Genomic DNA, 25,934 nt, shown 5'->3' with positions numbered 1-25,934 from the left:
TAAAGACCTCCAACTCTCTATGCCAACCCTCTACCTCATCCCCACTGTATTAGCCGACGGCACGGCGGAGCAGGTGCTGCCTCCGCAGGTGCGGGAGGTCATTGCCCGTACCGATGTATTTTTTGCAGAAAATATCCGCACGGCCCGGCGCTTTATTAGTAGTTTGAAGGTGGGCAAGGTAATTGACGAACTAACGTTTTACGAATTGACTAAAGATACGCCGGAGGCCGAAACCCGGCAGCAACTCCAGGATTTGCTTAAACAGAATCGTGATGCCGGGGTTATGTCGGAAGCCGGCTGCCCCGGTGTGGCCGATCCTGGTGCGGTAGCGGTGGGTATCGCCCACAAACTGGGCATGACGGTAGTGCCACTGGTGGGACCATCGTCGATTCTGCTGGCGCTGATGGCGTCGGGTATGAGCGGGCAGTCATTTGTGTTTCATGGCTACCTGCCCATCGACCGGCAGGACCGGGGCCGTACGCTCCGGCACCTGGAAAAAGAAGCCCGGCAACGGCAGCAAACACAGATTTTTATCGAAACGCCCTACCGCAACAACCAACTGCTAAGCGACATCCTAAACACCTGCCAGCCCGACAGCCGCCTGTGCATTGCCTGCAACCTGACGGCCCACGACGCCCTGGTGCGAACGCTGACGGTGCGGGAGTGGAAAACAAGCCCACCGGACTTACACAAAAAACCAACCGTCTTTTTACTTTTGTGATATGGTCAAGTCGTTTGTCTTTTCACCATTTCAGGAAAACACCTACGTTCTCTCCGACGATACCGGCGAAGCGGTCATTATTGATCCCGGCTGCTACGAGCAAACGGAAAAAGAAACGCTGGCCCGGTACATCGACGACAACAAACTGACCGTCAAACATCTGCTGCTGACTCACGCTCACCTCGACCATGTATTCGGCTGTGCGTTCGTGAAACGGAAGTACGGCGTAAAACTCTACCTGCACGAACGCGACATGGTCATCTTCAACGATGTGCCGGTACGCTGCCAGTTGTATGGCTTACGCGGTTTTGAGCCGACAGAAGTAGATGAGTACCTGCACGAGCATGACATCATAAAGTTTGGTAACACCACCTTATCGGTCATCTACGTACCAGGGCACGCGCCGGGCCATGTGGCGTTTGTCAACCAGGCCGAACGATACGTGATCAGCGGAGACATACTCTTCCGGGGCAGCATCGGCCGCACCGATTTCCCGTTTTGCAGCCATACCGACCTCATCAACAGCATAAAAACAAAAATGTACGCCCTACCCGACGACTATACCGTATACGCCGGCCACATGGAAACCACCACCATCGGCCGCGAGAAGCGCACAAACCCATTTGTAACGATGAATGATGAATGATAAACGATGAATAGGGCTGACACCAGTTTTGCATTCAACACTCATCATTAATCGTTCATCATTATGTTAAAGCATCTCCCCAACGCTATGACCTGTGGCAACCTGCTGTGCGGATGTCTGGGCATCGTTCAGGTCTTTGAGGGCGAGCTGGCCGTAGCCTCCTGGCTGATTCTGCTGGCGGCTGTACTCGACTTTCTGGATGGCTTCGTGGCCCGCGCCCTGCGGGCACAGTCGCCCATCGGCAAGGAACTCGACTCGCTGGCCGATTGCGTTACCTTTGGGGTGCTGCCTGCTTTCATTATATTCAGCCTGCTGAGAAATCCGGCCGATGGCGCTCCGGTCGGCAATGCCCCGCTCCTCCCCTATCTGGCATTCTCCCTGGCGGTTTTCTCGGCTCTGCGGCTGGCCAAGTTCAACATCGATACCCGGCAGAGTGATTCGTTTATTGGGGTACCCACGCCCGCCAACGCTATGGTTATTGCTTCCCTTCCGCTGATTCTGGTCTACCAGCCCGGCTATAGCAACTGGATACTTAATCCCTATGTGCTCTATGCCTATACGCTGCTGATGTCGTACCTGCTGGTGGCGGAGTTACCCTTGTTTGCTTTGAAGTTTAAATCGTTTGGCTGGCAGGAAAACCGGATTAAATTCATTTTTCTGATTATATCGGCGCTGTTGTTATTAATTTTGCGCTTCGCAGCCGTACCGCTGATTATCTTTTTGTATATCCTGCTGTCGGTTTTTGCGCCAAAACAAAACGCATGAGGGTTGATCTGCCATTCAATCACTCAGCCATTCAACCATTTAATTATTGATGAAATACATCGCCGAAATTGACATTATGCCCCAGAAAGAGATTCTGGACCCGCAGGGCAAAGCCGTTCGTCTGGGCCTGCATAACCTCCACATCGACTCCGTGGGTGACGTTCGCATCGGAAAGCACATTCGCCTGGAAGTAGAGGCCGAGTCGGAAGAACAGGCCCGCGAAACCGTCGATGCCGCCTGCCGCCAGTTGCTGGCCAACCTGATTATGGAAGAGTACACCTTCTCCCTTCATACTGCTTAAGCAGCGGAATACTATAATACCTACCAAAAAAAGTGCTATTTTTGCCGACTTTTCGGCATGACCATGACGTATTCCAAGATAACGGGACTGGGCTACTACGTCCCTGATACAGTTGTTACCAACGACGACCTGACGCAATACATGGAGACCTCCGACGCCTGGATTCAGGAACGGACCGGCATAAAGGAACGTCGCTACTTTACCTACGGCAAAGACACCAACGCCAGCATGGCCACAGCCGCGTCGCGCATGGCACTGGAACGGGCCGGTGTCGATGCCAAAGCTGTAGACCTCATCGTTTACGCCACCATCACTCCCGATTACTTTTTCCCTGGTTCCGGTTTTCTGATGCAGCGCGAACTGGGCCTCAACGGGATCGGCGTAATCGACATCCGGGACCAGTGCTCCGGCTTTGTCTATGCTTTATCCATTGCCGACCAGTTTATCCGGACAGGTATGTATAAAACCATTCTGGTAGTAGGCTCCGAAATTCAGTCGACCTGGATTGATAAAAGCACCAAAGGGCGGGGCGTAGCGGTTATTTTTGGCGACGGTGCCGGAGCCGCCGTGGTGCAGGCTACCGATGATCCGGAGCACCGCATCCTGTCGACGCACCTCCACGCCGACGGCCGCTACGCCGAAGACCTGTACGTAAAGGAGCCCGGCAGCAGCCGCCCTGATCGTTCGGCCACTAAAGAAATGGTCGATGAAGGCGGCTTCGATGTGGTTATGAACGGCAATGCGGTGTTTAAACATGCCGTAGTGCGGTTTACGGAAGTGATTCAGGAAGCGCTCCAGGCCAACGGGTACACCAAAGAAGACATTTCGCTGCTGGTGCCCCACCAGGCCAATATTCGTATCTCTGAATACGTACGCCAGCAACTCAACCTGCCCGACAACAAGATCGTAAACAACATTCAGCGGTACGGCAACACCACGGCAGCCTCCATTCCCATCGCCCTGAGCGAAGCCTGGGAGCAGGGCCGCGTCAGGCCCGGCGATCTGGTTTGTCTGGCCGCCTTCGGCAGCGGCTTCACCTGGGCCTCCGCACTAATCAAATGGTAGTTAAGAGTGATGAGTTAGCTGACGCAAGCTTTATTAACTCATCACTCATCACTCTTAACTCTAATAGTCACCTACCGCCAGCATCACCAGCGTGCAGGCTTCGATGGGCTGGATACCTTCTTTCTGTAATTGTCGCTCCAGCTCCGGATTTTCGGCACCGGGGTTGAAAATGACGCGCCGGGGCTTCAGTTTTTTAAGATAATCGTAATAGGGGCCCTGGTTGCGGGCTCCTACGTACATAGTTACCGTATCTATATCCTCCAGGTCGGGCAATCCGGTTTGAATGGGATGCCCCTGAATCTGACCGGGGCGTAAACCAATCAACGCAATGTCGTGGCCATGGCGCAGCAGGCTATGAGCCGCCCGATACGCATACCGGTCCGGTTTCTCACTGGCACCTATCACTAAGGTTCTATTGCGACTTTCTGTCATATTGCTGGTTTTGGTTGTACAAAAACTACATACCAGACGCCAAAATGTTTTAGGCTCCTCTCACCTACTCTATTTCTGTTGAAAAGCTATCAAACAAAACACCCGCTATTTGCAACAGCTATTACATCGTTTTCAACTACATTTTACAGGTCCGTTCGAAAAATATCGTTAACTGTGTTGACTTCCACGGCAATATCCCCTACCTTAGTTAAAATTAATGCAACATTTTTGTTTAATTGTTGTTTAACAAATGGCCACTTACAGAGCCGCCGTACTACTAAATTATATGAACCACTCAAACCCATGATTGAGAAAAAAAATCAAAGCTTCTGGAATGAAAAATGGGTGCTTATTGTATTCGACGGCGTCGAAAACCCACCCCGGTATGAGGTTTCCAATTACGGCCGTCTACGTAGTTTTCAATCCGGAGTAGATGGAACCATCATTAAAGGCTCAATTATTCAGGGGTACCGTTCGCTGAACATTCGCTCTGGCGGAAAAACCCTGAATCGCTACATCCACAAACTAGTTGCCGAGCACTTCGTATCCCGCGAGAATTCTGAGAAGACGTTTGTCATTCATCTGGACCATGATAAGCAGAACAACTACTACCAGAATCTGCAGTGGGTCAGCAAGGAGGAAATGATTGAGCATAACCGGAATAATCCGAATCTGAAAAACCGGGCAGTGCCCCGACGGACCCGCAATTACAAGCTCACCGAAAGTAAAGTTAAGATTATCAAGAAGTTGTTGCGTAATGATAAGAACCGGCTTAAGATGATTGCCAAACAGTTCGGCATTACGCATACCCAGTTAAACCGCATCCGGTCGGGCGAAAACTGGAAGCATGTAACCATTGAAGAAGAAGCCTGATCCGTCGCACGCAAACCCACTACGGCGCTGATGGGAACGCTGGTGGGTTTGCGCCTATATAGGGGCTTTCGACTGGCCATTCAGGGGTGGCACCACCAGCACCTGGGGCAGATTAATAAAGAACGATGTCCCTATCGTTTCCTCCGAGTCAAACCAGATACTTCCTCCCGCGTGTTCGACACCCCGCCTGGCAATTGCCAGACCCAGGCCGGAGCCGTTTTGCTTGGTACTGAAATTGGGCAGAAAAACTTTATGATGAATGGCTTTGGGAATACCGGCACCATTATCGTGTACCTCCAGATGAGCATTGGCCGTATCCGTATATAGCCGAACGGTAATCTGCGGAATACGCCCGGCCGGCACCGACTGTATGCCATTCAGGATCAGATTGGTCAAAATTCGGCTCATCAGTTGTCGGTCGCCCCGCACCATAACCGGCAGCGGAGTGATCTGGCGGTAAATGTGCATTTTGGTATCTTCCGTGTACAGATCAACCACTTTGGTCACGACCGGAGTCAAGTCAAACAACTCATTGCGCGGCATCGGCATTTTAGCAAAATCTGAGAACGAAGTGGCAATATCACTGATGTTGTCAATCTGATCGAGCAGCGACTCAAACGTTTGCCGGAATAACTGATGACTGCCTGCATTCGGATCGGCTATTTTCCGCTGAAGGTGCTGGAGTGTCAGCTTCATGGGCGTCAGCGGATTTTTGATTTCGTGGGCTACCTGCTTGGCCATTTCCTGCCAGGCCGACACCTTCTCGCTCTGCGCCAACGCCTGTTTGTTTTCCTCCAGCTTAATGAGCATTCGGTTGTATTCGCTGATCAGTAACCCAATCTCGTCGTCCGACTTCCACCGCAGGGGCTCATTCAGCTTATTGAGGTTTGTCCGGCGAATTTTCTGCGTCAGAATCTGAAGCGGCTTTGTGAGCAGATGGGCGGCAAAATAAGACAGCACCAGAAACAACAGAAACAGCAGGGTAAAAACATTCAGCGCCGACGTGGTAATGGCAATAATCCGCCGGTCGAACTCGGGCCGGGCCAGAAAATACGGAATACTGAGCACCCCCATTGAGCTGCCGGTGGTAGCTTTCAGCGGTACATATGCCGTATAGTACTCTTTTTTACCCAGCGACTCACTGAGCAATATACCGCCTTCATTGTGTTCCACCAGCCGGAGGTAGGCTTCGGGGTTAATATAGCGGGACAAGTGGCGCTTTTCGTAAATAATCGGTCGGGTGGTGGTAAACAAACGCCCCTGACTATCAAACAGGTTGACGTCCAGATCAGCCTCGCGGGAAATGGTTTTTATTTTCTCCTCCAGCGACGCCAGACTGCGCTTCCCCTGCCGGTACTCCTCCAGAAAAGACTTCATCACCAAAGCCATCTGGCTGGTCCCTTTAATATATGTCAGTTCCTGCTCCTGAGTGCTGTTTGCCTTAATATTACTCAGACTGATGGTAATTACCAGCAGCAACGGCATAAAAAACGCTATATTCAGCATTAGCTGAATACGCGTAGTATAGTTGATGCTAAATTGCGAGAGCCCATAGGTAATGGCGTAATAGATAATAACGGCGCTAACCGTCAGCACGAGCAGTAAAAACAGGAAGGAAAAATTGGTAAACAGCGTGTAAAACGGATGATAGGGCGAGGAAACTACAACTCGTCGGTCATCTTTACCGATTAGGCCCAGGTGTTTGTAGCCGTTTGCGATAATCCCCTGTTTGTATAAGATCGGATTGCCAAACCACCGGCCGGCACCATTCCCCTCATAGGCAAACTGTCCCGAGTTATGCAGTATCCGCTGGTCCGGGGCAAGCAAGGCGTAGCTGAATTCGTGCGATTCGTCAGTTTGGATCAAATTGTTTTCGGCCAGCAGTTCTTTATACACACTTTTGGGGATACCACTCAGCTTTTTTAGCAGCAGCACCACATAACCGACCACCCCCCGGCCGGCCAACTCAACCGGTACAAAGCTGATGTAGTGCCGGGCAAAATCGCCGGCCGATTCGTTGACCAGGAACAGCTCCGGATACAGGGTCTGATACCGGGGCTGGTGGTAACGGGTCATCAGGGTAGCATAAGACTCTTCGTCGGCCACCTTATCAAGGGGTTCTCCCCAGGCGTCGAACGCCAGCACCTGAACATCATACGTGTCGAAGTATCGATCCAAAATCACGCTTTTGACCTGTTGCTGAATTCGTTCGCGGGCAAACAGGGCATCGTTTAGCAGCGAATGCTGAATCAGGAAATCGCCGGCAATCGCTTTCTTTGCCTTGTTGAGCATCAACTCGCCCAGTTCGTCGTTGGTATTTAACAGCCGGCGGCCAAACTCCTGCTTCACGAACGACTCATTACGCAGCCCCTGATCAAAAAGCACATACGCCGGCAACAACGCACAAATCAGCGCGCTACAGATCAGGTAAAGCGAAGTCTGGTATCGGAACCGGTACAACGAATGTGGAAAGCGGGCCAGGTAAAGAATGACAAAATAAACACTATTCAGCAGCCAGACCGGCTCTGCACTCCTGTTTAACCAGAACCAGCCTGGCAGGGCCAGCCCCGTTCCGGCGGCAAACCAGATCAGCCCGCTGATGACCGGCTTGTTGAACCGGATAAACAGGCTGCTGAGCAGATGCATGACCAGGAAGTAAATAATAGCAATGCCAACGATGATCAGAAGCCCCAGCGTTTTCAGCGCGGTCACCCGGATACTCAAGGTGATGTCAAACGTAAAGGCCGGGTTAGCGCAAATCGTGATTAGTTGTTTGTAACACAAATAAAAAACCAGGTAACTGAGCACCACACATACCACCGAAAGACTGGTTTGTACCGCCGGAGACTGGTGCAGCAGGTACTGATAGGCCCGAAAGCGGAAGTATGTGCTACTGAGGTAGAACAGCCCAATCGCTACCATGCTTATGTTGATGAGCAGATCGCCCAGGGAGGGGGTCAGAAAGGAGGAAAAGTGTTTTGGGTTAAAGACCTCCGGATTACTGAACACAAACGGAATGTCAAAATACAACAGAAAAGCGCGTAACGCCACCAAATACCCCACCAGCCAAAGAAATCCCTGGGCGGGTCGACGCCGTTGCCTCAGGTACCCAATTTGCCGGATGACAGACAGGCCGAGCAACAGCACACCCGCCAACGCCAGCAGCAGGGATTCGGGTGACGCAAAATGGTGCCGAAAGGCGTTTGTCTGCGGAGGATATACTGAAAACAGAAAGGCGGGCGCAGCGTCGAAAATATTCTGGTATTGGTCCTGCTTTTTTCGCGAAATCGCTTCTGGGTCGTTCACGAAAATGTCCGGATTATACCCCGAGCGCAAATAGCTGTTCGATTTCTGATAACGTCGATAGAGGTTAATCAGCGAAACCAGGTCGTACGTTTGATCGGCATACTGCACCTGCCGGCGGCTGACCAGATACTGCCCCTGGTAAAAGTCGACGACGGTGGGTCGCGACTCAACAGCCGAAAGGGCCTGGTAATCCGGGACAAAGCGGTGATCGGACCAGAACACCAACTGCCCGTTCCGGAATACATAACACGGAAACTGCGCCGGAAAGTAAAGGCTCGCCAGCGAAACCGTTGTTTGCTTCTTCAGGCGCTGTTCCAGCGTATCCAGATCCTGCCGGCTATGTTCCAGACTTTTCAGCACCCGATCCTGCACAGTCAGCATATACTGAATGCCGGCATCGCCACCCACCCCCCGGTCCAGCCAAACATAATGAACGGCCGATAACAGCAGAAACATAGCCGACAAAATCAGAAACAGGTATCGGTAATGCTGCTTTGGCATACGCGCTCAGAATTAAGGTCTATGGCCGTTCAACGGTGAACCCACTACCTTCGCTATGGCGTTCATAGCCGATGGTCAGGCCCAGTACATACAGCAGATGCTTTTTATCGATTAGTACCCGCACGCCATCCAGCGCATAAACCTCATCGGTTTCGCCGGGCGTATCGAACCCCAGAACCCAGGATGCGCCACAGCCTCCCCCGCGAATGCCAACGCGCAACCCATATTCCGCCGGAATTTTGTTTGCCCGCAGCGTCTCCAGAATCTGGACTCTGGCCTCGGGGCTGATCTGTACCGGTTGTTCAATATCAATTCCTTGCTTCACTATAATGGCGGTAATGCTGTCGCTGTTATTCCTGTTATAGGCCAGAACAATGCGTTGCCTGGGACTTGCGACCAGTACAATAAACCAATAGGCCAAAAATAGCTATTTTTGGCCACATTAATACACACACTGTATGGAGTTAGTAAGTGAATTGCTCAAGTTAATTATACCCGCCGGGCTGGTACTTTACGGCATGTATCTGACGGTAAAACTGCTGCTGGAGCGCGACGCCGACCGGCACCGTTACGAGGCACAGAACCGCTACACCGAGGCCGTTATCCCGATACGACTGCAGGCGTACGAGCGCATGGTGCTGTTTCTGGAGCGTATCAGCCCCAATAACCTGCTGCCCCGGCTGGGCAGCAACGCCACCACCGCGCTGGAGTTTCAGCAGTTGCTGCTGCAGGAAATCAGGGAAGAGTTTACCCACAATCTGTCGCAGCAGGTATATATGAGCCAGAACGCCTGGGATCATATCCAATCGGCCATGAACGATGTGATGTCGCTGGTCAACCAGGCGGCTGCCAGTGTTGCAGCCGATGCCGCCCCCATCGACCTATCGAAGAAGATTTTCGGGCAGATAATTGATAAAGGGCAACAACCAACGGCCGAAGCGCTGCGGGTGGTCAAAAGCGAAATTCAGGTAATGTTTATGGAGCAGCCCAAAAGTGCCGGAGCCTAGCCTTCGCCGAAAACCTGGTTTGAAAGCCGCATGGCCTGCTGCCAGGCTCCCATCTGAAGTGCCAGTGGGTAACCTTCTTCCGACAGTACCTGAAGAATCTCTTCGGTCGGCAGGTTCCCGGTGAGTTCGTCGGCGGCCATGGGGCAGCCGCCAAAGCCGCGCAGGGCACCGTCGATGCGCCGGACACCGGCCCGCATGGCGGCTTTAACCTTACCGGCGGCTTCACCGGGCCGGGCGTGCAGGTGGGCGCCAAACTCTACCTCCGGAAAGGTGCGTAATAAGTGTCCGAACAATTGCTCGATGCCCTGGGGAGTAGATGTGCCTACCGTATCTGAGGGAGCAATAATCCGCACGCCCAGTTGCACCAGCCGCTGGGTAAACTCACCGACCAGGGCCGGACTGTACGGGTCACCGTAGGGGTTGCCAAAGCCCATCGACAGGTAGACCACCAGTTTCTTCTGGTGTTGTTCACACAGGGCCTGCATCTGCGCCACCTCCTCAAAGGCCTGGGCAATGCTCTTGTTGGTGTTCCGCTGCTGAAACGTTTCGGAGACCGACAGCGGAAAGCCCAGGTAGCGGATAGCATCGTAGCCAACGGCCTGCTCGGCCCCCCGCCCATTCGCCACAATGGCCAGCAGTTTGGTGGTGGTGGTGCTAAGATCCAGGCCGGCCAGTACCTCGGCCGTATCCTGCATCTGGGGCACGGCTTTGGGGGATACGAAACTGCCAAAGTCCAGCGTATCAAAGCCGACCTGCAACAAGGTGTTCAGGTACCGGATTTTTAAATCGGTCGGAACAAAGTGGGACAGCCCCTGCATAGCGTCGCGGGGGCATTCGATGAGTTTCATATGGTGAATAGAACGCAGGCTACCCTAAATACGTTATCAATTTAGAAAAAAACATATTAATGCTTTACCCGAATACCCTGGAATCCAAATTAGGTTTCGATAAAATACGCGAATTGCTGAAACAGGCCTGCATCAGCCCGCTGGGGCAGGATTATGTCGATAAGATTCGCTATACCGATAATTTTCAGCTCATCGACAAACTGCTGCGGCAAACGGCCGAATTTAAGCAGATTGTGCAATATGAGCCCGACTTCCCGGCCTCAAATTACATCGACGTACGGCCGCACCTCAGCAAAGCCCGCATCGAAGGCATGGCCTTATCGGAAACAGAGTTTTTCGACCTGAAGCTCTCGCTGCGCACCATTCAGCAGTGCCTGAAGTTTCTGGAACAGCGCGAAAGCAACAGCTACCCCTTCCTGACCGAACTGGCCGGACCGGTCGCCGTCGACAAAAAGCTGACCGAAGCCCTGGAGCGGGTCATCGACGACCGGGGCAATGTGCGCGACACAGCCTCGCCGGAACTCGCCAACATCCGCCGGCGCATCATTGCCGAAAACAGCAACCTGCGCAAGCGGCTCGACAGTATTCTGAAACAGGCCCGCACCCAGGGCTGGATACCCGACGACCTGAGCCTGACCGTGCGCGGGGGCCGGCTGGTGATTCCGCTGGCGGCCGAGCACAAGCGGAAAATAAAGGGTTTTATCCACGACGAATCGGCCACCGGGCAGACGGTATTTATTGAACCCGCCGAGGTGTTCGACGCCAATAACGAAATCCGGGAACTGGAGTACGAAGAACGGCGCGAGATTTACCGTATTCTGCTGGCGCTGACCGATCAGTTGCGGCCCCACCTGCCGGAAGTACAGAAAGCCGTCAATTTTCTGGCGATGATCGACTTTATCCGGGCCAAAGCGCGGCTGGCCGCGCAGTTGGATGCGGTGATGCCCAACCTGCAAAACCGGCCGCTGGTGAACTGGACCGAAGCCCGGCACCCGCTGCTGTACCTGTCTTTCCGGAAACAAGGCAAAAAAGTGGTACCACTCACCGTCCGACTCGACGAAACGCAGCGGATTCTGATTATCTCCGGTCCTAATGCCGGGGGTAAGTCGGTAGCCCTGAAAACCATTGGCCTGAATCAGTACATGCTGCAATGCGGGCTGCTGGTTCCCATCGCCGATTACTCCGAAATGGGCATCTTCCAAAACCTGTTTATCGATATTGGTGATGAACAGTCCATTGAAAACGACCTGAGTACGTACAGCTCGCACCTGACAGCCATGCGGCAGTTTCTGGTGGGTGCCAACAAGCGAACGCTGTTCCTGATCGACGAATTCGGTACCGGCACCGAGCCGGGTCAGGGTGGGGCCATTGCCGAGGCCATTCTGGAAGAACTGAATAAATCCAACGCGTATGGGGTTATCAACACGCACTACACCAACCTAAAAGTGTTTGCCGATAAAACGGCCGGCCTCATCAATGGGGCCATGCGGTTTGACGGTGAGCACCTGGAGCCGCTGTACGAACTCGAAATGGGTCGGCCCGGCAGCTCATTTGCCTTTGAAATAGCGTCGAAGATCAACCTGCCGAACGCGGTGATCAACCGGGCGAAGGAAAAACTCGGCAGTCAGCAGGTGAACTTCGAGAAGCTGCTGAAGGAGCTGGACATTGAGAAGCGCGTTTTTGCGGAGAAAAACATCGAGGTGGGTATCAACCAGCGGAAGCTGGCGCAGCAGTTGGCCGAATACACGGCCCTGAAGACGAAGCTGGAAAACGAGCAGAAGCAGATGCTCAACGAGGCCAAGCAAAAAGCAAAAGCCCTGGTGCAGGAGGCCAACCAACGCATTGAGAATACGATTCGGGAGATCAAGGAAAACAAAGCCGAGCGGGAGGCCACCCGGCAGGTACGGCAAAAGCTGGAGCAGTTTGAACAGCATACGCTGAAAACCGAAGTGCTGGCAGACGAGCCGAAGCCCCAGCAGCAGGAAGAGTTTGAGCATGCGGAGGGTGCCATTACCGTTGGTAGCTACGTCCGGCTCAAAGGGCAGCCTACGGTAGGCGAAGTGCTGTCGCTGCGGGGCAAAGACGCCGAAATCCGGATTGGCGATCTGAAATCGACCCTTAAGCTGAACCGCCTGGAGAAAGTGAGCCGCAAAACGTTCCGCGAAGCCACAGGCAAAGAAGAAAAACCCCGCGTGCAGGGCGTTGATATGAACGAGAAGATGATGAACTTTAGCTTCAACCTCGACATTCGCGGTAAGCGGGGCGAAGAAGCCCTGGGCGAACTAGACCAGTTCATCGATAACGCCCTGATGCTGGGCTACCCTGAACTCCGTGTCGTCCACGGCAAAGGCGACGGTATTCTGCGAACCTTAGTGCGCAATCACCTGCGCAGCTACCCGCAGGTAGCTCGCCTGGAAGACGAACACGTTGACCGGGGCGGCCCCGGCGTCACGATCGTAAAGATGAGATAAGCAAACAGCCCCGACAACCGTTGGGGCTGTTTGCTTAAAAACCGTGATAGAATAATTTTTCAGGTCCGCCGAAAACGGAACCTGCTGCACCCGGTTATTAGGTAAATTATCACTTCAACAGCCCGACGTATGAAAACGAAACAAAGCACTACCGGCCTATGGCTGGCCATTGGCCTTCTGGTCAGTATACTACACTATAGCTGCCAGTCGAAAGTAAAGGAAGCGACCAAAAACGTTCAGAACGAATACAAAGACGTTGTTGAAGCGAAGAAAGAAGGCGAAAGCCAGGAGGAAATACAGGAGGAGCGAAAAGAACTGAACAAAGCCCGGCAGGAGTATGTGGCGGTCTGGGAAGAAGAGCGAAACAAGATGAAAGACGAGATCAACAAAGGCCTCCAGCAGATTGACCAATCCATTGCCCGTCTGCAACAGCGAATGCAACAGGCGGATGTTAACGCACAGGATAAATACCGGCAGTCTATTTCGGAACTCCGAAAGGAGCGAACCCAGCTGGAGAGCCGCACCAAAGACGTTATGGCAGCCACGCAGGCCAACTGGTCGAATACCAAACGGCGGATTCGCAGCGCCATTGATGCATCCAGAAACCGGATCAACCGCTTGGTTGCCGACGCTAAATAACCGGGGGTATGGCTACCATAATCCGGCAAAATGATGCATTTTTGTGGTAAGTAAGTCCTGATAACTATGTTCCCAGCCAATCGTCTGACCTGTTACGCTGCGGTGCTCGGCAGCCTGCTCTCCCTATCCTGTTTTGCCCAGCAGGCCGTTCTGGTAACGCCACAAACGGCCGATTCGCTACTGCGTCACGTGCCGGCCATTCAACTGCTCGACGTTCGTACCGCCGGTGAGTTTGCCAATGGGCACCTCCGCAATGCCCGCAACCTGGATGTCCGGGACCCGGATTTTGAGAAAAAACTGGCTCAGCTTGACCCCAAACGCCCGCTGGTGGTGTACTGCCTGGCCGGTAGCCGCAGCGCCAAAGCCGCCGATATGCTGGCCAAAGCCGGTTTTACGCAGGTGTACGATATGCAGGGTGGCTTCGCCAAATGGTCGGGTAGCGGCCTGCTCGTTGAGGAAGGCGCTACGCCACCCAAAGGCGGTATGTCGCTGGAGGAGTTCACCCGCCTGACGGCCTCCGGCAAACCGGTGCTGATCGATTTCTACGCGAAGTGGTGCGCCCCCTGCCAGAAAATGCTGCCGACGGTGAAGAAGCTGGAAAAAGAACTGGCCAGCCAGGTCAGGATCATCACCCTCGATTACGATCAGAATCGCCAACTGGCCGTACAACTGGGTATAGACAGTATTCCCGCGTTTCTGATGTACAAAGACGGACAGGTCCGCTGGAAAGCCCTCGGCCTGGTCGAAGAAACTGAATTTCGCGAGCAGATCAGGGCAGTGCAGTAACCACCGACCCTGCCCCAATCAGCTTTATACGCAAAAGCCCCGCAACCGTCCGGCTGCGGGGCTTTATTTATTTACTTGATGTGATAGCTACCTGATACGCTAACTTACAGGTTAGGCTGCTGAAGTACTTTCTCTTCGGTAGCGTATGTTACCCGGCGGTTCCGCATGAAAATGTACAGCAGGGTAAACGCTACAACCAAAATAATGGGGAATGTTGTCATTCGGAGCAGCGTAGCCTGGCCGGCTGCCAGCTCCAGTTCATCACCCGACAGGCTCCCAGACAGTTGAGTTTTTGCGCTATCAATCCAACCACCGATAATAGGCTGGAAGATAGCCGTTGAAAACATACCCATACCACCAACGATCGACATACCCAGGGCACCACTCAGCGGAATGCGCTCGGCCACAAAACCAATCATGGTCGGCCAGAAATAACACACGCCAATGGCGAAGAAGATAGCGGCTACATAGGCCATTGCACCGGTCTGCGTACTGAACAGGTAAATACCGATGGTTGCGAAGATAGCGCCACCCAGCAGTACCCCCGTCTGATCCAGCCGATGAATAATAGGCCCACCGAAGTACCGGCCTACGGCCATCAGACCCGTTACCAGCGCCAGAATCAGCATCGGGCTGGCACCACTCTTGCTCATGATCAGACCTACCCACTGCTGCGGACCAAACTCAGAAATAGCGGTCAGGGCCATGCAGGCGAGAATGAACAGGAACAGGGGTGTCACCATAGCTTGGAAGTTCTTCGCCAGTGACGTTACACCTTCGACACGCGGCTGCGGGAATGTCTGCCCAAAATACAGGAACGCATACAACACCGTCGGGATCATGATCACCCAGATCTGCGCCTGCCAGGGCAGGCCGGCATCCGTCATAAATTTTGACACCAGACTACCGATTACGATACCACCGGGGAACCACATATGGAAACGGTTCAGCATTTTGTTCATCTGAGCCCCCGTATACATATCGGCAATCATCGGGTTACAGGCCGCTTCCGTACAACCATTACCAATACCGATAAACAGGGTTGAGATCAGCAGGGTTGAATAACCACCGGCGTAAATCGTCAGCAGAATACCCAGTGTGTGGCACAAAAAGGCAATCTGCATAATTGTTTTGGGACCAACAGAATGGTACACCAACCCACCAATAATCATGGAGATTGGAAAGCCGATAAACCACATGGAGTTGATAAAGCCAAGCTCCTCGGCGGTCAGATTGAACGATGTGCCCAACTGGGGCAAAATACCGGCCCGGATACTGAAGGAAAAGGCCGTGGTAATCAGGGCAAAACAACTGGCGTTAAAAAGCCGGGTCCTGTTAATGTCTAAGGTCATAGTTAAATTTACAGTTAAATGGAAGTTCGGAAAAGGTTTAGTTATAAACGTACAAAGATTTGTACTACTACAATTCTACGCATTTTTTTGAAATTACTTAATCTGCCTTTTTTCATTTCTCCATCGGATGCTCTTTGAGCAACTGATCCGGCGAGTAAAAATCCTTTTTACTCGCTGTTTCCGCCCGTACTTTTTTCACCTGCTCAGGCGTAATGGCCGGAGCCTGGTTGCCGAAGGCGTTCCGGACATAGGTCAGTACAGCGGCTACTTCTTTGTCGTTGAGCAAGCCGCCGTAGGGTGTCATGGGCACCTGCCCCGGATAGGTTTTGCCGTTTACTTCAATAGGGCCCATCAATCCTTTCAGCACGATCTTGATGAGCCGTTCTTCGTTGCCCTGTACCCATTTGGTGCCGGTGAGTGGCGGAAAACCGGAGGCCGTAAGACCACGCCCGTCGGGCTGGTGGCAGGTGATACAGTAGCCCTCTTTGGCAAAGATTTCGCGGCCCAGGGTATGTAGTTCCAGTTCGGTGCCTTTCAGAGTTGAGGTCACGGCTACTTCTTTCACTTTCTTCACCGGTTCTCCTTTCAGATGCGCCACAGCCGCTTCGTGCGCGTGAACCATCCAGTCATCGAGCGGCTTTTTGGTAGCCTCAGCCAATATCGGCAACCCCTTCTCCGGACCAATCCAGGAAGCAGCCACAATGGCCACCAGCCGCACCCGGCTGTTCTCATCCCGGACGGCCTGCATCAGCAGATCGGCCTGGTCGGCTACCTGGTGACCGGTATACCGCACTACCTGCACCGCAGCCGCCCGAACCCGGTAATCCTGGGCCTTGAGCAGTTGCCGCAGCAGCTTCTGATCTACTTTGTTCAGGCCCCAGCTTACCCACAAACCTTCCAGCAGATGGTGTTCGTAGCGGGGATCTTTTTTATCCAGCGTAGCCACCCAGGTGTTCAGTTTGGCTAAGACCTCATTGGCGTTGCGGCCCCGCAGCTCGCGCCGGGTGCGGTAGCGGGTGCGGTATTCCGGCAGTTTCAGGTTGTCCAGCAACTGATCAATGCTGGCCCCGTCGATTTTGGCCGGTGTCACCAGCGGCCGCGACGGATAGGTGATCCGGTATACCCGGCCGTGCATGTGGTCGCGCAGCGGGTCGCGGGCGTTATGCTGCATGTGGCCGATCAGGATATTGTGCCAATCGATGATATACAGCGAGCCGTCCGGGGCAAACTCCATGTCCACGGGCCGGAAGTTGCGGTCGTCGCTCACTACCAGGTCCATGCGGTGGCGGCTTTTGTAGCCCGTACCGTTATCCTCCAGCGTATGCATCTTCGTACCCAGAAAGCCGATGGTGTTGTTGATCAGGAAATCACCCTGCACGTCATCGGGAAAATGACGGCTGGACACTACTTCCAGGCCCGACGTAGGCCGCACCCGATGAGCCTCCTCAATCAGTTGCTTTGACTTATGCGTCGATTCACCGTAGCGGGGCAATACCGTGCCGGGGAGCATCCAGCGGAAATCGGGGCTGGAGGTTTCGGCGAAGAAAGGCTGACCCCACTCATCGACCATAATGCCCCACGGGTTCGGAATAGCCAGTTGGGCGGTGCGTTCCAGTTTGCGGAGTTGCGGGCTGTACCGGTAAAAACCGCCGTTGGTTGCCCGCACCGGTCCGTAGGATGTTTCTACGTTGGTATGCAGGAACACGCCTTCGCCCGTATAAATAGCACCGGACGGATCGGCCGTGAAGGCACTGCTGTTATGGTGGGTATCATGGTCATCGAAGCCGCTCAGCAGGATGTCAACTTTGTCGGCCCGGTCATCGCCGTTGGTATCCGTGTATAGTTTAAGGTTGGTGCCCTGGGAGACATACACGCCTTCGGGGGCAATTTCAAAGCCCAGAGGCAGGTGCAGGTGATCAACAAAGACGGTTTGTTTGTCGGCCTTCCCGTCGTTGTTGGTATCTTCCAGAATCAGGAGTTTGTCGTTTGGCTTCGGGTCACCCGGTTTGTAGTGGGGGTAACTGGGCATGACAGCCACCCACAGCCGGCCTTTGTTGTCGAAAGACATCTGCATGGGCTTAGCCAGATCCGGAAACTCCTGTTCAGAAGCAAACAGCTCGATTTTGAAGCCGGGCGGTACCTTGAGTTTGCTGAGGGCCTCCTGTCCGTAGAGGTACGTCAGGTTACCGTTTTTCTCCGGGTTATAGTTGGTTTTCACCTCGGGCAGGGGCCGCGTATTCGTATCGGCGGCTGCCAGATCCATCCGCTGCCCTTTCGAGGCTGCCAGCCAGATGGCGGTATCGCGGATCGCTGTCAGTTGGCGAATTTTCTCAATTTCGGCGGGGTAGTTGTCGGGACCGAACGGATTATACCGACGGCCGTAGGCATGCACGCCGTTCGGAATTTTGTAGTCGTTATGCCACATGAAGTTTTTCTCCATGACGGCTTCATGCACCAGCTTCCGGTTGCTTTCGGCTTTGGCCGCTACTTTGCCAAACACCTGGTCGGCCAGCAAAAGGCTCAGTTTTTTGTAGCCTTCATCGTTCAGTTGCGAGCCATCAATGGTGAGCGGTTCTTTATTAGCGGCATACCACTGCTGCGAGGGCGTAAAGGCATCGACAAAGAGCACCTTGTTTTTGTCGGCCACCTCTTTTGTGGCCTTCGTATAGAGGGCCAGGTTCTCATTCTCTTTTTTGCCGTTGGGCAGGTCGTAGCGATCCGACAGGTCTTCAAACGCAATAGGAGAAACCAGGGCCAGTTGCGGGGGTGCCGTTCCGTTGTATTTCTGGCTCAGCGTATGGTTGACGAAGGCATCGAGTTCAGCCTTGTAGTTTTCGAGGCCGGCCTTGCCCTGGAAGGATTCATTGTAGCCGAAGAAAGCCACAATTACATCGGCTTTGAGCCGGGTAAGCCACTGGTCGGGGGTTTCAAAATGCCCCTCGCTGTCGGAATTGGTAGCCAGTTCGGTCTGGAACTTCTCGGCACCGGGAAACGCCCAGGGCGAAAACCGGCTGGCGTGCGGCCGGAAACCGGGCGTATCGCCCCCGTCGCACATGTTGCGGATATAGAGCATATGTTCCGGATACCGCACCTGCATTTCGGTCTCAAAATGGCCGTAGTTCATCATCCGGGACCCCAGATTATTGCCGATCAGCATGATGCGGGCACCTTTGGCGAGCGTCAGTGACGGAGCCACATTCGTCCGAAAGGCGATAAAGGCAATCAGGATCAGGACAAAGGCGGTGAGTAAGGCGGTAAGGCTGTTCTGCCGGCGTAGCATGGCTTTCATAAGGTTCAGGCTTTAGCGTGTTGATCATAGGCAATATCAAAGGCTATCTTCCCCTTCCACCGGTCGGTGCCCCGACGCGTCGGAACCGGCTTGCCAAGCTCCCAGTGAATGGCGTTGATAACCAGCCGCTGCACCGCTTCCACCTTGAAATCTTCCGGATGGCCCAGGGTGGTCAGAAAGGCTTTGCCGCCCCATTGATTCTGCCAGGTCCAGGCAACCGGATTATCGACTGCGGCTTTATCCGGATTGACCGCCTTCCCCATCAGCAGCGGAACGGCTGATTTGGGCGGGTAATCCGGCAAGACGCGGTACAGCCAGGAAGGCACATGAAACGAAGGCTCCACGCCTGTCAGAACCGGGTGTTTGGCGGCTTCAGGAATGACTGACACATCGGTGGTACTCTTATGCCCATAGTGGGTATGCTTAGCCGGGCCGCCCCAGCCGGGAGGAGCGCCAAACGCAAACTCCCCGAAGGCATTCCACCGCTTCCGGTCGTCACCGTCCGGATAATTGAACGCGTGCGTTGAGGTTCGGAAACCCATCACGGGCTTGCCGGATTTCAGATAATCTTCAATATACTGAAGCTGTTCGTTGGGCAGCAGCCGCCAGCGCAGGAAAAAGACCGCCAGATCGGCATCTTTCAAGGCTTCCAGGCCGGGAATATCTTTTTCGCCGTTGTGGTCGGGCGACGACTTCAGCACAATGGTGCGCATGCCGTAATTTTTTTCCAGTTCGGCGGCAAACAGCGGCATGGTCAGTTCGCTGCTGTACTCATGGTCGCCGGTGACAAAGACCACCAGCGGTTTGCCGGCTTTACCCTGAGCCGCCCGGGCGAATGCCGATGATGCAGTGAGTTCCAGCAGGCTGGTTACGCCCAGAAGTCCGGAAGCCTGCTGCAGAAAAGATCTGCGGTTGGTTTTCATACTAGGTTGGGGTTGGAGACAATCCGTGGCCGTAGTCCGGCTGTTTTTCAGGTTTGTACTTTTACTCAAAAGAAAAGCACGAAAATACGTTCACTTACCCGGTTTACCCTAAACTTTTAACCCACTGCCGCTGCTAATCACCTGTATGTCGCTTACGGCTCCAGGGGTTCAGCCGGCCGCTCGCTTTCAATCGGTAGTGTAAACGTTACGGTAGTGCCCCGGCCTTCTACACTGTCGATATGGAGGCTTCCCCCGTGTAACTCTATAAACTGACGGACAATAATGAGTCCAAGGCCGGAACCCTGTATATTAACCACGTTGCCGGCCCGAAAGAAGGTTTCGAATAAATGAGGCATATCCTCCGCCGGTATACCGATTCCCCGGTCGATGACTGCCACGCTAAGTTCCCGACCAAACGTAAGGTGCAGTTCCGGATTGTTCTGGGAAAACTTGAAGGCGTTGGCGAGCAGATTGATCAAAACGTGCGTAATCAGCTTGGTATCCAGACAAACGGCCTGCGGGATACCCGAAACCCCTATCTCCACGTTCCGGTTATCGTTTCGTTCGCCAAAATGAGTAGCCACCACTTCCTTTACCAGAGCCTGTACATCTACGGGCCTGAGGCTACAGCTAATTTTCCCGGCATCAATTTTCCCGATGGTCAGTATATCGGCCATCAATTCACTGAAGTTGGTAATTTCCCGTTCAATGATTCCCAGATGGCGGTTAATGGCGGGCAAAACACCCTGTGTCGACCGTTCCAGATGCAGCCGGATCAAATCCAGACTCGATTGAATGGTAGCCATCGGCGTCCGGAACTCATGCGAAGCGGTAGCCACAAACTGCGATTTCATCCGGTTAAGCTCCTGCTCCCGCGCCAGTGACTGTTGTAGTACCAGTTCCTTTTCCTTCTGGTCGGTGATATCGGACGCAATGCCAATATAGCGCATGGGCTTACCGATCCGGGTGCGGATCACAAAGGTGCGTGAGCTAATCCAGCGGATAGACCCGTCGGGCTTTCGTATCCGATACTCTACCACGCTCGGTTCCCCATCCTGGTAACGCATCAGCGCCTGCGAGGCTGCGGGTTTATCTTCGTCCAGCACCAGCCTGAACGAAGAATTAGGATCCCGGTAAAGCTGCTCCGTGCTTAACCCAAAAACTCGCTCAAACGCCGGATTGATATACAACAGGTCGAAGGTAGTTGCCGAATGAATAAAGATCACCTTATCGATATTTGCGGCAAATTCCTGAAATAACTGATTGCTCTCGTAGAGGGCATCCAGGGTTACTTTGCGCTCGGTTATATCAGTAATAGTGCCGGTGGTGCCTACGGGCCGGCCGTCATCAGTTGCCACAAGTTGCACGAAGACTTCCGCCCACCGGTGATCACCATTTTTATGCTGATATAAGATGATATGCCGGAACGAAGACATCCGGTGGCTCAGCAACTCCCTGAACAACCGGTATACCTGCACCTGATATCTGGGCGAGAGATGGCGGTAAAAAGGCCGACCCAGCGACTCCTCCACCGTAAAACCGATGAGTGTGCTCCAGTAGGGGTTCAGAAAAGTCCAGTTGCCGGCTAAATCCGTCTGAAAAACAACTTCTTTTAGGTTATCAACCAGCGCCAGGTATTGCATTGTCCGCTGGTGCAGCACCAGCTCAGCCTCCTTACGCTCCGTTACATCCCAGGCTACGCCCACTGCCCGTTGGGGGTTACCATCGTTGCCACCTACAATGATGCCTTTTGTTTGCACGTATCGGATAGCCGCATCCGGCCGGACAATTCTAAATTCGCTTTCAACTGATTCGGCACCATTTTCAAGAACGGTTTTAATATGCACCAATGATTCATGATCGTCGGGATAAATATACGTAAGTAAATCTGCGAAACACAAGATAGTATCTTCGGACAGATCACCCAAAATTTCGTACAGGCGCTGGTCTAGGGTCAGCTTTTCGCTATCGATCTCGTACTCCCAGATACCCTGTTTGGCAGCCCGTGTTGCCAGTTCCAGCCGTTCATTGGCGGTTCTCAGCTTTAGTGCTGTCTCAGAGGCCTCCGTAATATTGCGTGCCGAGGTATAAAACAGGTTGCCGTCGAGCACAGCATGCCACTCGATAAGCCGGTAAGTGCCATCTTTCGCGCGAATTCTGTTGATCAGTTTATCGGCCCGTTTCCGGTCAAGGGCCCCCTGAATAGCTGCCTGGGTTGCCGCCACATCATCGGGGTGCAAAAAGGTAAGGATGGATTGCTTCTGTACCTCGGCGGTCGAATACCCCAGCATGGTCTCCCACGACCGGTTCAGCTGCATGATGACCCCTCTGGTATCGGTAATGCAGTGGAGATCGAGCGAACTGTCGAAAAATACCCTCAACTGGCGGCTCCTCTGTATCAGTTCATCCTCTGCCAGTTGCCACTGAGCGTGATTCGTAACCAGATCGCCGTACCCGTGGCTGACGATCGCCTGCAGCATTCCGTTTTTTTCCTGCAACTGCTGATTGGCTTTTTCCAGCAAGAGTTTCGTACGGCGCAGGGTCAGCAGCGATTCAACCTGCCGGGCAAGCCCTTTCAGCGCCGTAATCTGCCGGGCAGACAGTTGGCGGGGCCGGTGGTCAATAACACAAAGCGTACCCAGGGCATGACCCGATTGGTCGACCAACGGAACCCCGGCATAGAAGATTACGGGTGGATCACCCAGGGTAAGGGGGTTATGGGCAAACCGTTTGTCGATCCGGGCATCCGGTACTTCCATAATCTGGTCAGGATGCAGAATGGCGTGTGTACAAAACGAATGTTCACGGTGTGTTTGCCGGACACTAAAACCGTAGACAGATTTGAACCATTGCCGCTGGTCGTCTAAAAATGTAATCAGCGAAACCGGCGTCTCGCAGAGCTGCGACGCTAATTGGGTAATGGTATCATACGCTTCTTCGGAAAGGCTATCCAGTATATGATAGCCGGCGAGCGCATTCAGGCGCTCCTGTTCGGTATCGGAAAAACGCATAGTAGAGGTACTTACAGGCTGTTGAACAAACGAACCTGAACGACTCCCGACTCAGGTCGATGTTACTAAGTAGTCTAAACTAATGCAAAAGTTAACCGGGGTGAACAGTTAGCGAGTAAAAATAACTAAAAATTTAAAAAATTGACATTCTTTATAAAAAACGTCCTAATAGTTTTGCTTCAGCCAGTTGGCCACGAATTAAGTTATTATCTACGTCCATAACTAATACTACCTTGAACGACATGCCTCTTAATCCAACCGATTCACCTGTCAGCCTCGTTACATGGCAGCAGGAGATAGAAAACATGCATTACCACTATCATCTGATCAGCGTATTGCTGCGCGAACCGACCAACCTGCCGGCAGAGACCCTCCATAGTTACCGCCATCTTCAGGGGGAATTACTAAAAACCGTTAGCAGGTTTGCACGTGATTTGGATAGAAAGCCCGGTACAGACACAGCCTCCCCCTCGGCGAATCTGGGATTCCTGAAAAAGCATACCCGGATTATGAAGCAGATCAATCTGCATATGCGTACTCACCTGTTCTCTCAACAATAAAGCAAGCTACCCATGGAAATTTCTACGTCAGTTCTGGTCATAACCAATCGCCCACAGGAAATCGCCCAAATTAAGAGAAGCTTTGCCAGCCGACAGATAGCCGTGCATAGTCTGGTAACCATGTTTGACAGCTATGTAGCGGATTACCTGAACCAGCACAATACAACGGCGGCATACAGTCATGTGCTGCTCGATCTGGACATGGGGTATCAACCGGCCATAGACATCCTACGTCTGCTAAAGACCCACAGTTCTACCACTCAGATACCCGTTCTGGTTTATAGTCTGTACCAGAGTTCGTCTATTGTGCAATACCTTGAGCGGAACGGAGCCGATCTTTATTTTGTAAAATCTGCCGGCTGGCCCTCCTTGGTAAAAACATTCAGCCGGCTTTACCGAACCAACAAAAGCTTGTCTTCGGCTCATTACCTGAATAGTCGGAAAAGCGACTGGGCAGCCTGAGCAGAACATCCACTTACTTATTTGTTTCCTATAGAGGCCGGCAGCAGGAAATCTACTCAGCCTGCGGCCGGTCTCTATAGGATTTTTTGTATTCAACTGGCCGGCTATAGAAAGCTAAAGTTTGTTAAAAGCAACAAAATTCATTACCTTTTAGGCGTATACGTTATTTCTCGGCTAAAATTTATATCTTTAAATCATCATTTCTGCCTGACCGACTTGCTTAAGCTACCGCTTTTACGGTCAGGTACAGTAAATACCTATAAGACAATCGGTTAGTTCAGCATATATGGCAAAAATTCTGGTGGTTGAGGATGACAAACAATTAAGAGAAAATATTTGTGAGCAGCTTCAACTGGACAACCACCAGGTGAGAACCGCACCCGATGGACTACGGGCGTTTGAGGTCCTCCCCTTCTTTTCGCCACACCTGATATTGTGCGATATTATGATGCCCCAGATGGATGGTATTGCCTTTATTCGCGCCATTAAACGACACGTTAACTACCGCACCATACCGGTAATTTTTCTTACCGCTAAAGTTGCCCAGCAGGATAAGATTCAGGGGTTGGAGGAAGGGGCCATCGACTATCTCTCCAAGCCGTTTCTCTTTCGGGAACTATCGCTGAAGGTGAAAAACATAACTAGTCACCAGACAGAGTTTCTCCTACAGGAACTGGAGCAGGCCACTGGCGAAAAGCCGGAGATTCAATTTGTAAAACTATTTAGCGAACGACTGGAGCTTCACCTGAGCGATCCTTCCCTAACGGTCGAAAAAATGGCCGGGGAGATGAACATGAGCCTCTCGGCCCTACAACGAACCATTAAGAAATACCTGGGGCGAAGTTATATTGATATTGTGAAAGACTACCGGCTCCGGAAAGCAACCTCTTTCCTGATCCAAACCGATTATACGCTTCAGCAAATTGCCGATAAATGCGGCTTTTCCAGCCTTTCTTACTTCTCGTACAGTTTTAAAGAAGCCAACGGTCTGTCTCCGCTCCGGTTCCGGCAGCATCATCAGGTTAGAGCCGATCTGCCCTAAATCGAAACAAACCGCTGTACTGATTCAATGCAATATGGTTGTTGACCAGCACGCCGGTAATGCAGAACAGCCGCTACCAGATACCCTAGCGCTGCCAGGGCGTACGCCACCGGCAGCGCTTTTTTACCATCGGCAACGTACAGGCCGCTCACAATCATCAGCACAACAAATTCAGCGAAGAAAACAAAGGCGTCGAAGCTCCGGAAATGCCGGGCGAGCCGGTGATGAAAAATTGTGATCAGAAAGACGCCCCCACCAATCAGTGTCAGGACAATACCTATTGTCAGGTGGTGATGATCCTATTTTGTCAACCCCTTTGGCGACAATGATAAAACCAGCCAGGGCGTGTGCCAGTTGTTTCCGAACTTCTTTTTGCGTAAAGACATGTAATTGGTCAGGGTCAGATAGTCTGCTAATGTATTGGCAAAACGGGTACGATATACCCAAAGCAGCGTCCTGCCTGGCTACTAGTATCAGGCAGGACGCGCTATCAGGAGTCCGTTTCAACAATCAGCCGGATGCCGTCGAGCTTACGGATCACCACCGACGCCCCTTCGGCAATGGTCTGACCCGTACCCGAACGGGCAATCCACTCGGCCCCCCGGTAGAAAATCCGCCCTTCGCCGTTGGCCGGGATCGTGAGCGTTACTTTAGCCCGGTCGCCAATGTACTCTACATAACCCGGTGCCTTTTGCCGGCCACCAAGCCAGCGCTTGACCGACCGGCGGAAAGCTGCCAGCGTCACAATTGAAACAACGGAGAAGCAGAGCAACTGGCTGTTTATTTCCGGCGTCACACCCAGGTATGCCGTGAGTGAAGTTACCAGGGCTCCTACGCCCAGGAAGGCGAAAAAAAAGGAGACCGTCAGCAATTCGATAATCAGGAAGGCCAGGCCGGCAATGGCCCAGAACTCCGGTAAGCTGAAAAAGTCCAT

At 52.9% G+C, this 25,934-nt stretch carries 22 protein-coding genes; 13 read left to right on the top strand and 9 right to left on the bottom strand.

The annotated features are described in order from the left end of the window. Positions 1–19 precede the first annotated feature (19 nt). The 5 genes from ABD931_RS08190 to ABD931_RS08170 all read left to right on the top strand — a co-directional run bounded on the left by ABD931_RS08190 (position 20) and on the right by ABD931_RS08170 (position 3,498). A complete protein-coding gene (locus tag ABD931_RS08190; RefSeq protein ID WP_345265810.1) occupies positions 20–721 on the top strand; it encodes an SAM-dependent methyltransferase in 702 nt (233 codons plus the stop codon). Position 722: 1 nt separating this feature from the next. Continuing rightward, positions 723–1,367 carry an MBL fold metallo-hydrolase gene (locus tag ABD931_RS08185; protein ID WP_345265808.1) on the top strand — a complete coding sequence of 215 codons (645 nt, stop codon included), beginning with the start codon at positions 723–725 and terminating at the stop codon, positions 1,365–1,367. A gap of 63 nt (positions 1,368–1,430) precedes the next feature. Continuing rightward, the gene (gene pssA / locus ABD931_RS08180) at positions 1,431–2,132 is read left to right on the top strand and encodes a CDP-diacylglycerol--serine O-phosphatidyltransferase (protein WP_345265806.1); all 702 of its coding nucleotides are present in this window, start codon (positions 1,431–1,433) and stop codon (positions 2,130–2,132) included. 49 nt (positions 2,133–2,181) lie between these two features. Continuing rightward, positions 2,182–2,433, top strand: a complete 252-nt coding sequence (purS, locus tag ABD931_RS08175) for a phosphoribosylformylglycinamidine synthase subunit PurS (RefSeq protein WP_345265804.1) — start codon at positions 2,182–2,184, stop codon at positions 2,431–2,433. 63 nt (positions 2,434–2,496) lie between these two features. Further along, positions 2,497–3,498, top strand: coding sequence for a 3-oxoacyl-ACP synthase III family protein (locus tag ABD931_RS08170; protein WP_370469311.1), 1,002 nt, complete (start codon positions 2,497–2,499; stop codon positions 3,496–3,498). A gap of 60 nt (positions 3,499–3,558) precedes the next feature. Here ABD931_RS08170 and ABD931_RS08165 read toward each other — a convergent pair whose 3' ends face one another. Beyond that, positions 3,559–3,930, bottom strand: a complete 372-nt coding sequence (locus tag ABD931_RS08165; protein WP_345265800.1) for a CoA-binding protein — start codon at positions 3,928–3,930, stop codon at positions 3,559–3,561. A 303-nt stretch (positions 3,931–4,233) separates the two neighbouring features. Here ABD931_RS08165 and ABD931_RS08160 point away from each other — a divergent pair, with 303 nt between their 5' ends. Beyond that, positions 4,234–4,803: an HNH endonuclease gene (locus tag ABD931_RS08160; protein ID WP_345265798.1), complete on the top strand. Its 570-nt coding sequence runs from the start codon at positions 4,234–4,236 to the stop codon at positions 4,801–4,803. Between the two features lie 54 nt (positions 4,804–4,857). Here ABD931_RS08160 and ABD931_RS08155 read toward each other — a convergent pair whose 3' ends face one another. Both ABD931_RS08155 and ABD931_RS08150 read right to left on the bottom strand, forming a co-directional pair. Beyond that, a complete protein-coding gene (locus ABD931_RS08155) occupies positions 4,858–8,610 on the bottom strand; it encodes a sensor histidine kinase (RefSeq protein ID WP_345265796.1) in 3,753 nt (1,250 codons plus the stop codon). Positions 8,611–8,629: 19 nt separating this feature from the next. Beyond that, a complete protein-coding gene (locus ABD931_RS08150) occupies positions 8,630–8,935 on the bottom strand; it encodes a HesB/IscA family protein (RefSeq protein ID WP_345265794.1) in 306 nt (101 codons plus the stop codon). Between the two features lie 133 nt (positions 8,936–9,068). On the opposite strand from ABD931_RS08150, the gene ABD931_RS08145 reads away from it, so the two are divergent. Next, positions 9,069–9,617: a DUF7935 family protein gene (locus ABD931_RS08145; RefSeq protein ID WP_345265792.1), complete on the top strand. Its 549-nt coding sequence runs from the start codon at positions 9,069–9,071 to the stop codon at positions 9,615–9,617. Here ABD931_RS08145 and ABD931_RS08140 read toward each other — a convergent pair. After that, on the bottom strand, positions 9,614–10,465 hold the full coding sequence (locus ABD931_RS08140; RefSeq protein ID WP_345265788.1) for a hydroxymethylglutaryl-CoA lyase: 852 nt from the start codon (positions 10,463–10,465) through the stop codon (positions 9,614–9,616). The two genes, ABD931_RS08145 and ABD931_RS08140, sit on opposite strands and share 4 nt — an antisense overlap. 59 nt (positions 10,466–10,524) lie before the next feature. Here ABD931_RS08140 and ABD931_RS08135 point away from each other — a divergent pair, with 59 nt between their 5' ends. The 3 genes from ABD931_RS08135 to ABD931_RS08125 all read left to right on the top strand — a co-directional run bounded on the left by ABD931_RS08135 (position 10,525) and on the right by ABD931_RS08125 (position 14,361). Continuing rightward, positions 10,525–12,936 (top strand): endonuclease MutS2, encoded by a 2,412-nt coding sequence (locus tag ABD931_RS08135; RefSeq protein WP_345265787.1) that lies wholly within the window; start codon positions 10,525–10,527, stop codon positions 12,934–12,936. 129 nt (positions 12,937–13,065) lie between these two features. Beyond that, positions 13,066–13,575: a sll1863 family stress response protein gene (locus tag ABD931_RS08130; RefSeq protein ID WP_345265785.1), complete on the top strand. Its 510-nt coding sequence runs from the start codon at positions 13,066–13,068 to the stop codon at positions 13,573–13,575. A 66-nt stretch (positions 13,576–13,641) separates the two neighbouring features. Continuing rightward, positions 13,642–14,361, top strand: a complete 720-nt coding sequence (locus ABD931_RS08125; RefSeq protein ID WP_345265783.1) for a thioredoxin domain-containing protein — start codon at positions 13,642–13,644, stop codon at positions 14,359–14,361. A gap of 104 nt (positions 14,362–14,465) precedes the next feature. Here ABD931_RS08125 and ABD931_RS08120 read toward each other — a convergent pair whose 3' ends face one another. The 4 genes from ABD931_RS08120 to ABD931_RS08105 form a co-directional block, all read right to left on the bottom strand. Next, positions 14,466–15,713 carry an MFS transporter gene (locus ABD931_RS08120; protein ID WP_345265781.1) on the bottom strand — a complete coding sequence of 416 codons (1,248 nt, stop codon included), beginning with the start codon at positions 15,711–15,713 and terminating at the stop codon, positions 14,466–14,468. Between the two features lie 112 nt (positions 15,714–15,825). Then, positions 15,826–18,993: a PVC-type heme-binding CxxCH protein gene (locus ABD931_RS08115; RefSeq protein WP_370469313.1), complete on the bottom strand. Its 3,168-nt coding sequence runs from the start codon at positions 18,991–18,993 to the stop codon at positions 15,826–15,828. A gap of 14 nt (positions 18,994–19,007) precedes the next feature. After that, positions 19,008–19,925: a ThuA domain-containing protein gene (locus ABD931_RS08110; RefSeq protein WP_345265777.1), complete on the bottom strand. Its 918-nt coding sequence runs from the start codon at positions 19,923–19,925 to the stop codon at positions 19,008–19,010. Between the two features lie 152 nt (positions 19,926–20,077). Continuing rightward, complete coding sequence (locus ABD931_RS08105; protein ID WP_345265775.1) at positions 20,078–22,936, bottom strand: PAS domain-containing protein; 2,859 nt, start codon at positions 22,934–22,936, stop codon at positions 20,078–20,080. A gap of 233 nt (positions 22,937–23,169) precedes the next feature. Between ABD931_RS08105 and ABD931_RS08100 the strand changes: the two genes are divergently transcribed. The 3 genes from ABD931_RS08100 (at position 23,170) to ABD931_RS08090 (ending at position 25,000) form a co-directional block, all read left to right on the top strand. Beyond that, positions 23,170–23,496, top strand: coding sequence for a hypothetical protein (locus ABD931_RS08100; protein WP_345265773.1), 327 nt, complete (start codon positions 23,170–23,172; stop codon positions 23,494–23,496). Between the two features lie 12 nt (positions 23,497–23,508). Then, positions 23,509–23,958, top strand: a complete 450-nt coding sequence (locus tag ABD931_RS08095; RefSeq protein ID WP_345265771.1) for a response regulator — start codon at positions 23,509–23,511, stop codon at positions 23,956–23,958. 286 nt (positions 23,959–24,244) lie between these two features. Then, positions 24,245–25,000 carry a response regulator gene (locus tag ABD931_RS08090; protein WP_345265769.1) on the top strand — a complete coding sequence of 252 codons (756 nt, stop codon included), beginning with the start codon at positions 24,245–24,247 and terminating at the stop codon, positions 24,998–25,000. A 490-nt stretch (positions 25,001–25,490) separates the two neighbouring features. On the opposite strand, the gene ABD931_RS08085 is transcribed toward ABD931_RS08090, so the two are convergent. Then, a complete protein-coding gene (locus ABD931_RS08085) occupies positions 25,491–25,934 on the bottom strand; it encodes an NfeD family protein (protein ID WP_345265767.1) in 444 nt (147 codons plus the stop codon).

The organism is Nibrella viscosa, from assembly GCF_039541875.1.
GTDB classification, from domain to species: Bacteria; Bacteroidota; Bacteroidia; order Cytophagales; family Spirosomataceae; genus Nibrella; species Nibrella viscosa.
This window is presented reverse-complemented; position numbering and strand designations above follow the sequence as displayed.

Coding starts and splice junctions, on each gene's coding strand:
- ABD931_RS08120 (WP_345265781.1), bottom strand. CDS start 15,713: ATGACCTTAGACATTAACAGGACCCGGCTTTTTAACGCCAGTTGTTTT.
- ABD931_RS08130 (WP_345265785.1), top strand. CDS start 13,066: ATGAAAACGAAACAAAGCACTACCGGCCTATGGCTGGCCATTGGCCTT.
- ABD931_RS08170 (WP_370469311.1), top strand. CDS start 2,497: ATGACGTATTCCAAGATAACGGGACTGGGCTACTACGTCCCTGATACA.
- ABD931_RS08160 (WP_345265798.1), top strand. CDS start 4,234: ATGATTGAGAAAAAAAATCAAAGCTTCTGGAATGAAAAATGGGTGCTT.
- ABD931_RS08105 (WP_345265775.1), bottom strand. CDS start 22,936: ATGCGTTTTTCCGATACCGAACAGGAGCGCCTGAATGCGCTCGCCGGC.
- ABD931_RS08145 (WP_345265792.1), top strand. CDS start 9,069: ATGGAGTTAGTAAGTGAATTGCTCAAGTTAATTATACCCGCCGGGCTG.
- ABD931_RS08135 (WP_345265787.1), top strand. CDS start 10,525: ATGCTTTACCCGAATACCCTGGAATCCAAATTAGGTTTCGATAAAATA.
- ABD931_RS08185 (WP_345265808.1), top strand. CDS start 723: ATGGTCAAGTCGTTTGTCTTTTCACCATTTCAGGAAAACACCTACGTT.
- ABD931_RS08140 (WP_345265788.1), bottom strand. CDS start 10,465: ATGAAACTCATCGAATGCCCCCGCGACGCTATGCAGGGGCTGTCCCAC.
- ABD931_RS08110 (WP_345265777.1), bottom strand. CDS start 19,925: ATGAAAACCAACCGCAGATCTTTTCTGCAGCAGGCTTCCGGACTTCTG.
- ABD931_RS08155 (WP_345265796.1), bottom strand. CDS start 8,610: ATGCCAAAGCAGCATTACCGATACCTGTTTCTGATTTTGTCGGCTATG.
- ABD931_RS08190 (WP_345265810.1), top strand. CDS start 20: ATGCCAACCCTCTACCTCATCCCCACTGTATTAGCCGACGGCACGGCG.
- ABD931_RS08125 (WP_345265783.1), top strand. CDS start 13,642: ATGTTCCCAGCCAATCGTCTGACCTGTTACGCTGCGGTGCTCGGCAGC.
- ABD931_RS08090 (WP_345265769.1), top strand. CDS start 24,245: ATGGCAAAAATTCTGGTGGTTGAGGATGACAAACAATTAAGAGAAAAT.
- ABD931_RS08095 (WP_345265771.1), top strand. CDS start 23,509: ATGGAAATTTCTACGTCAGTTCTGGTCATAACCAATCGCCCACAGGAA.
- ABD931_RS08165 (WP_345265800.1), bottom strand. CDS start 3,930: ATGACAGAAAGTCGCAATAGAACCTTAGTGATAGGTGCCAGTGAGAAA.
- purS (WP_345265804.1), top strand. CDS start 2,182: ATGAAATACATCGCCGAAATTGACATTATGCCCCAGAAAGAGATTCTG.
- ABD931_RS08115 (WP_370469313.1), bottom strand. CDS start 18,993: ATGCTACGCCGGCAGAACAGCCTTACCGCCTTACTCACCGCCTTTGTC.
- pssA (WP_345265806.1), top strand. CDS start 1,431: ATGTTAAAGCATCTCCCCAACGCTATGACCTGTGGCAACCTGCTGTGC.
- ABD931_RS08085 (WP_345265767.1), bottom strand. CDS start 25,934: ATGGACTTTTTCAGCTTACCGGAGTTCTGGGCCATTGCCGGCCTGGCC.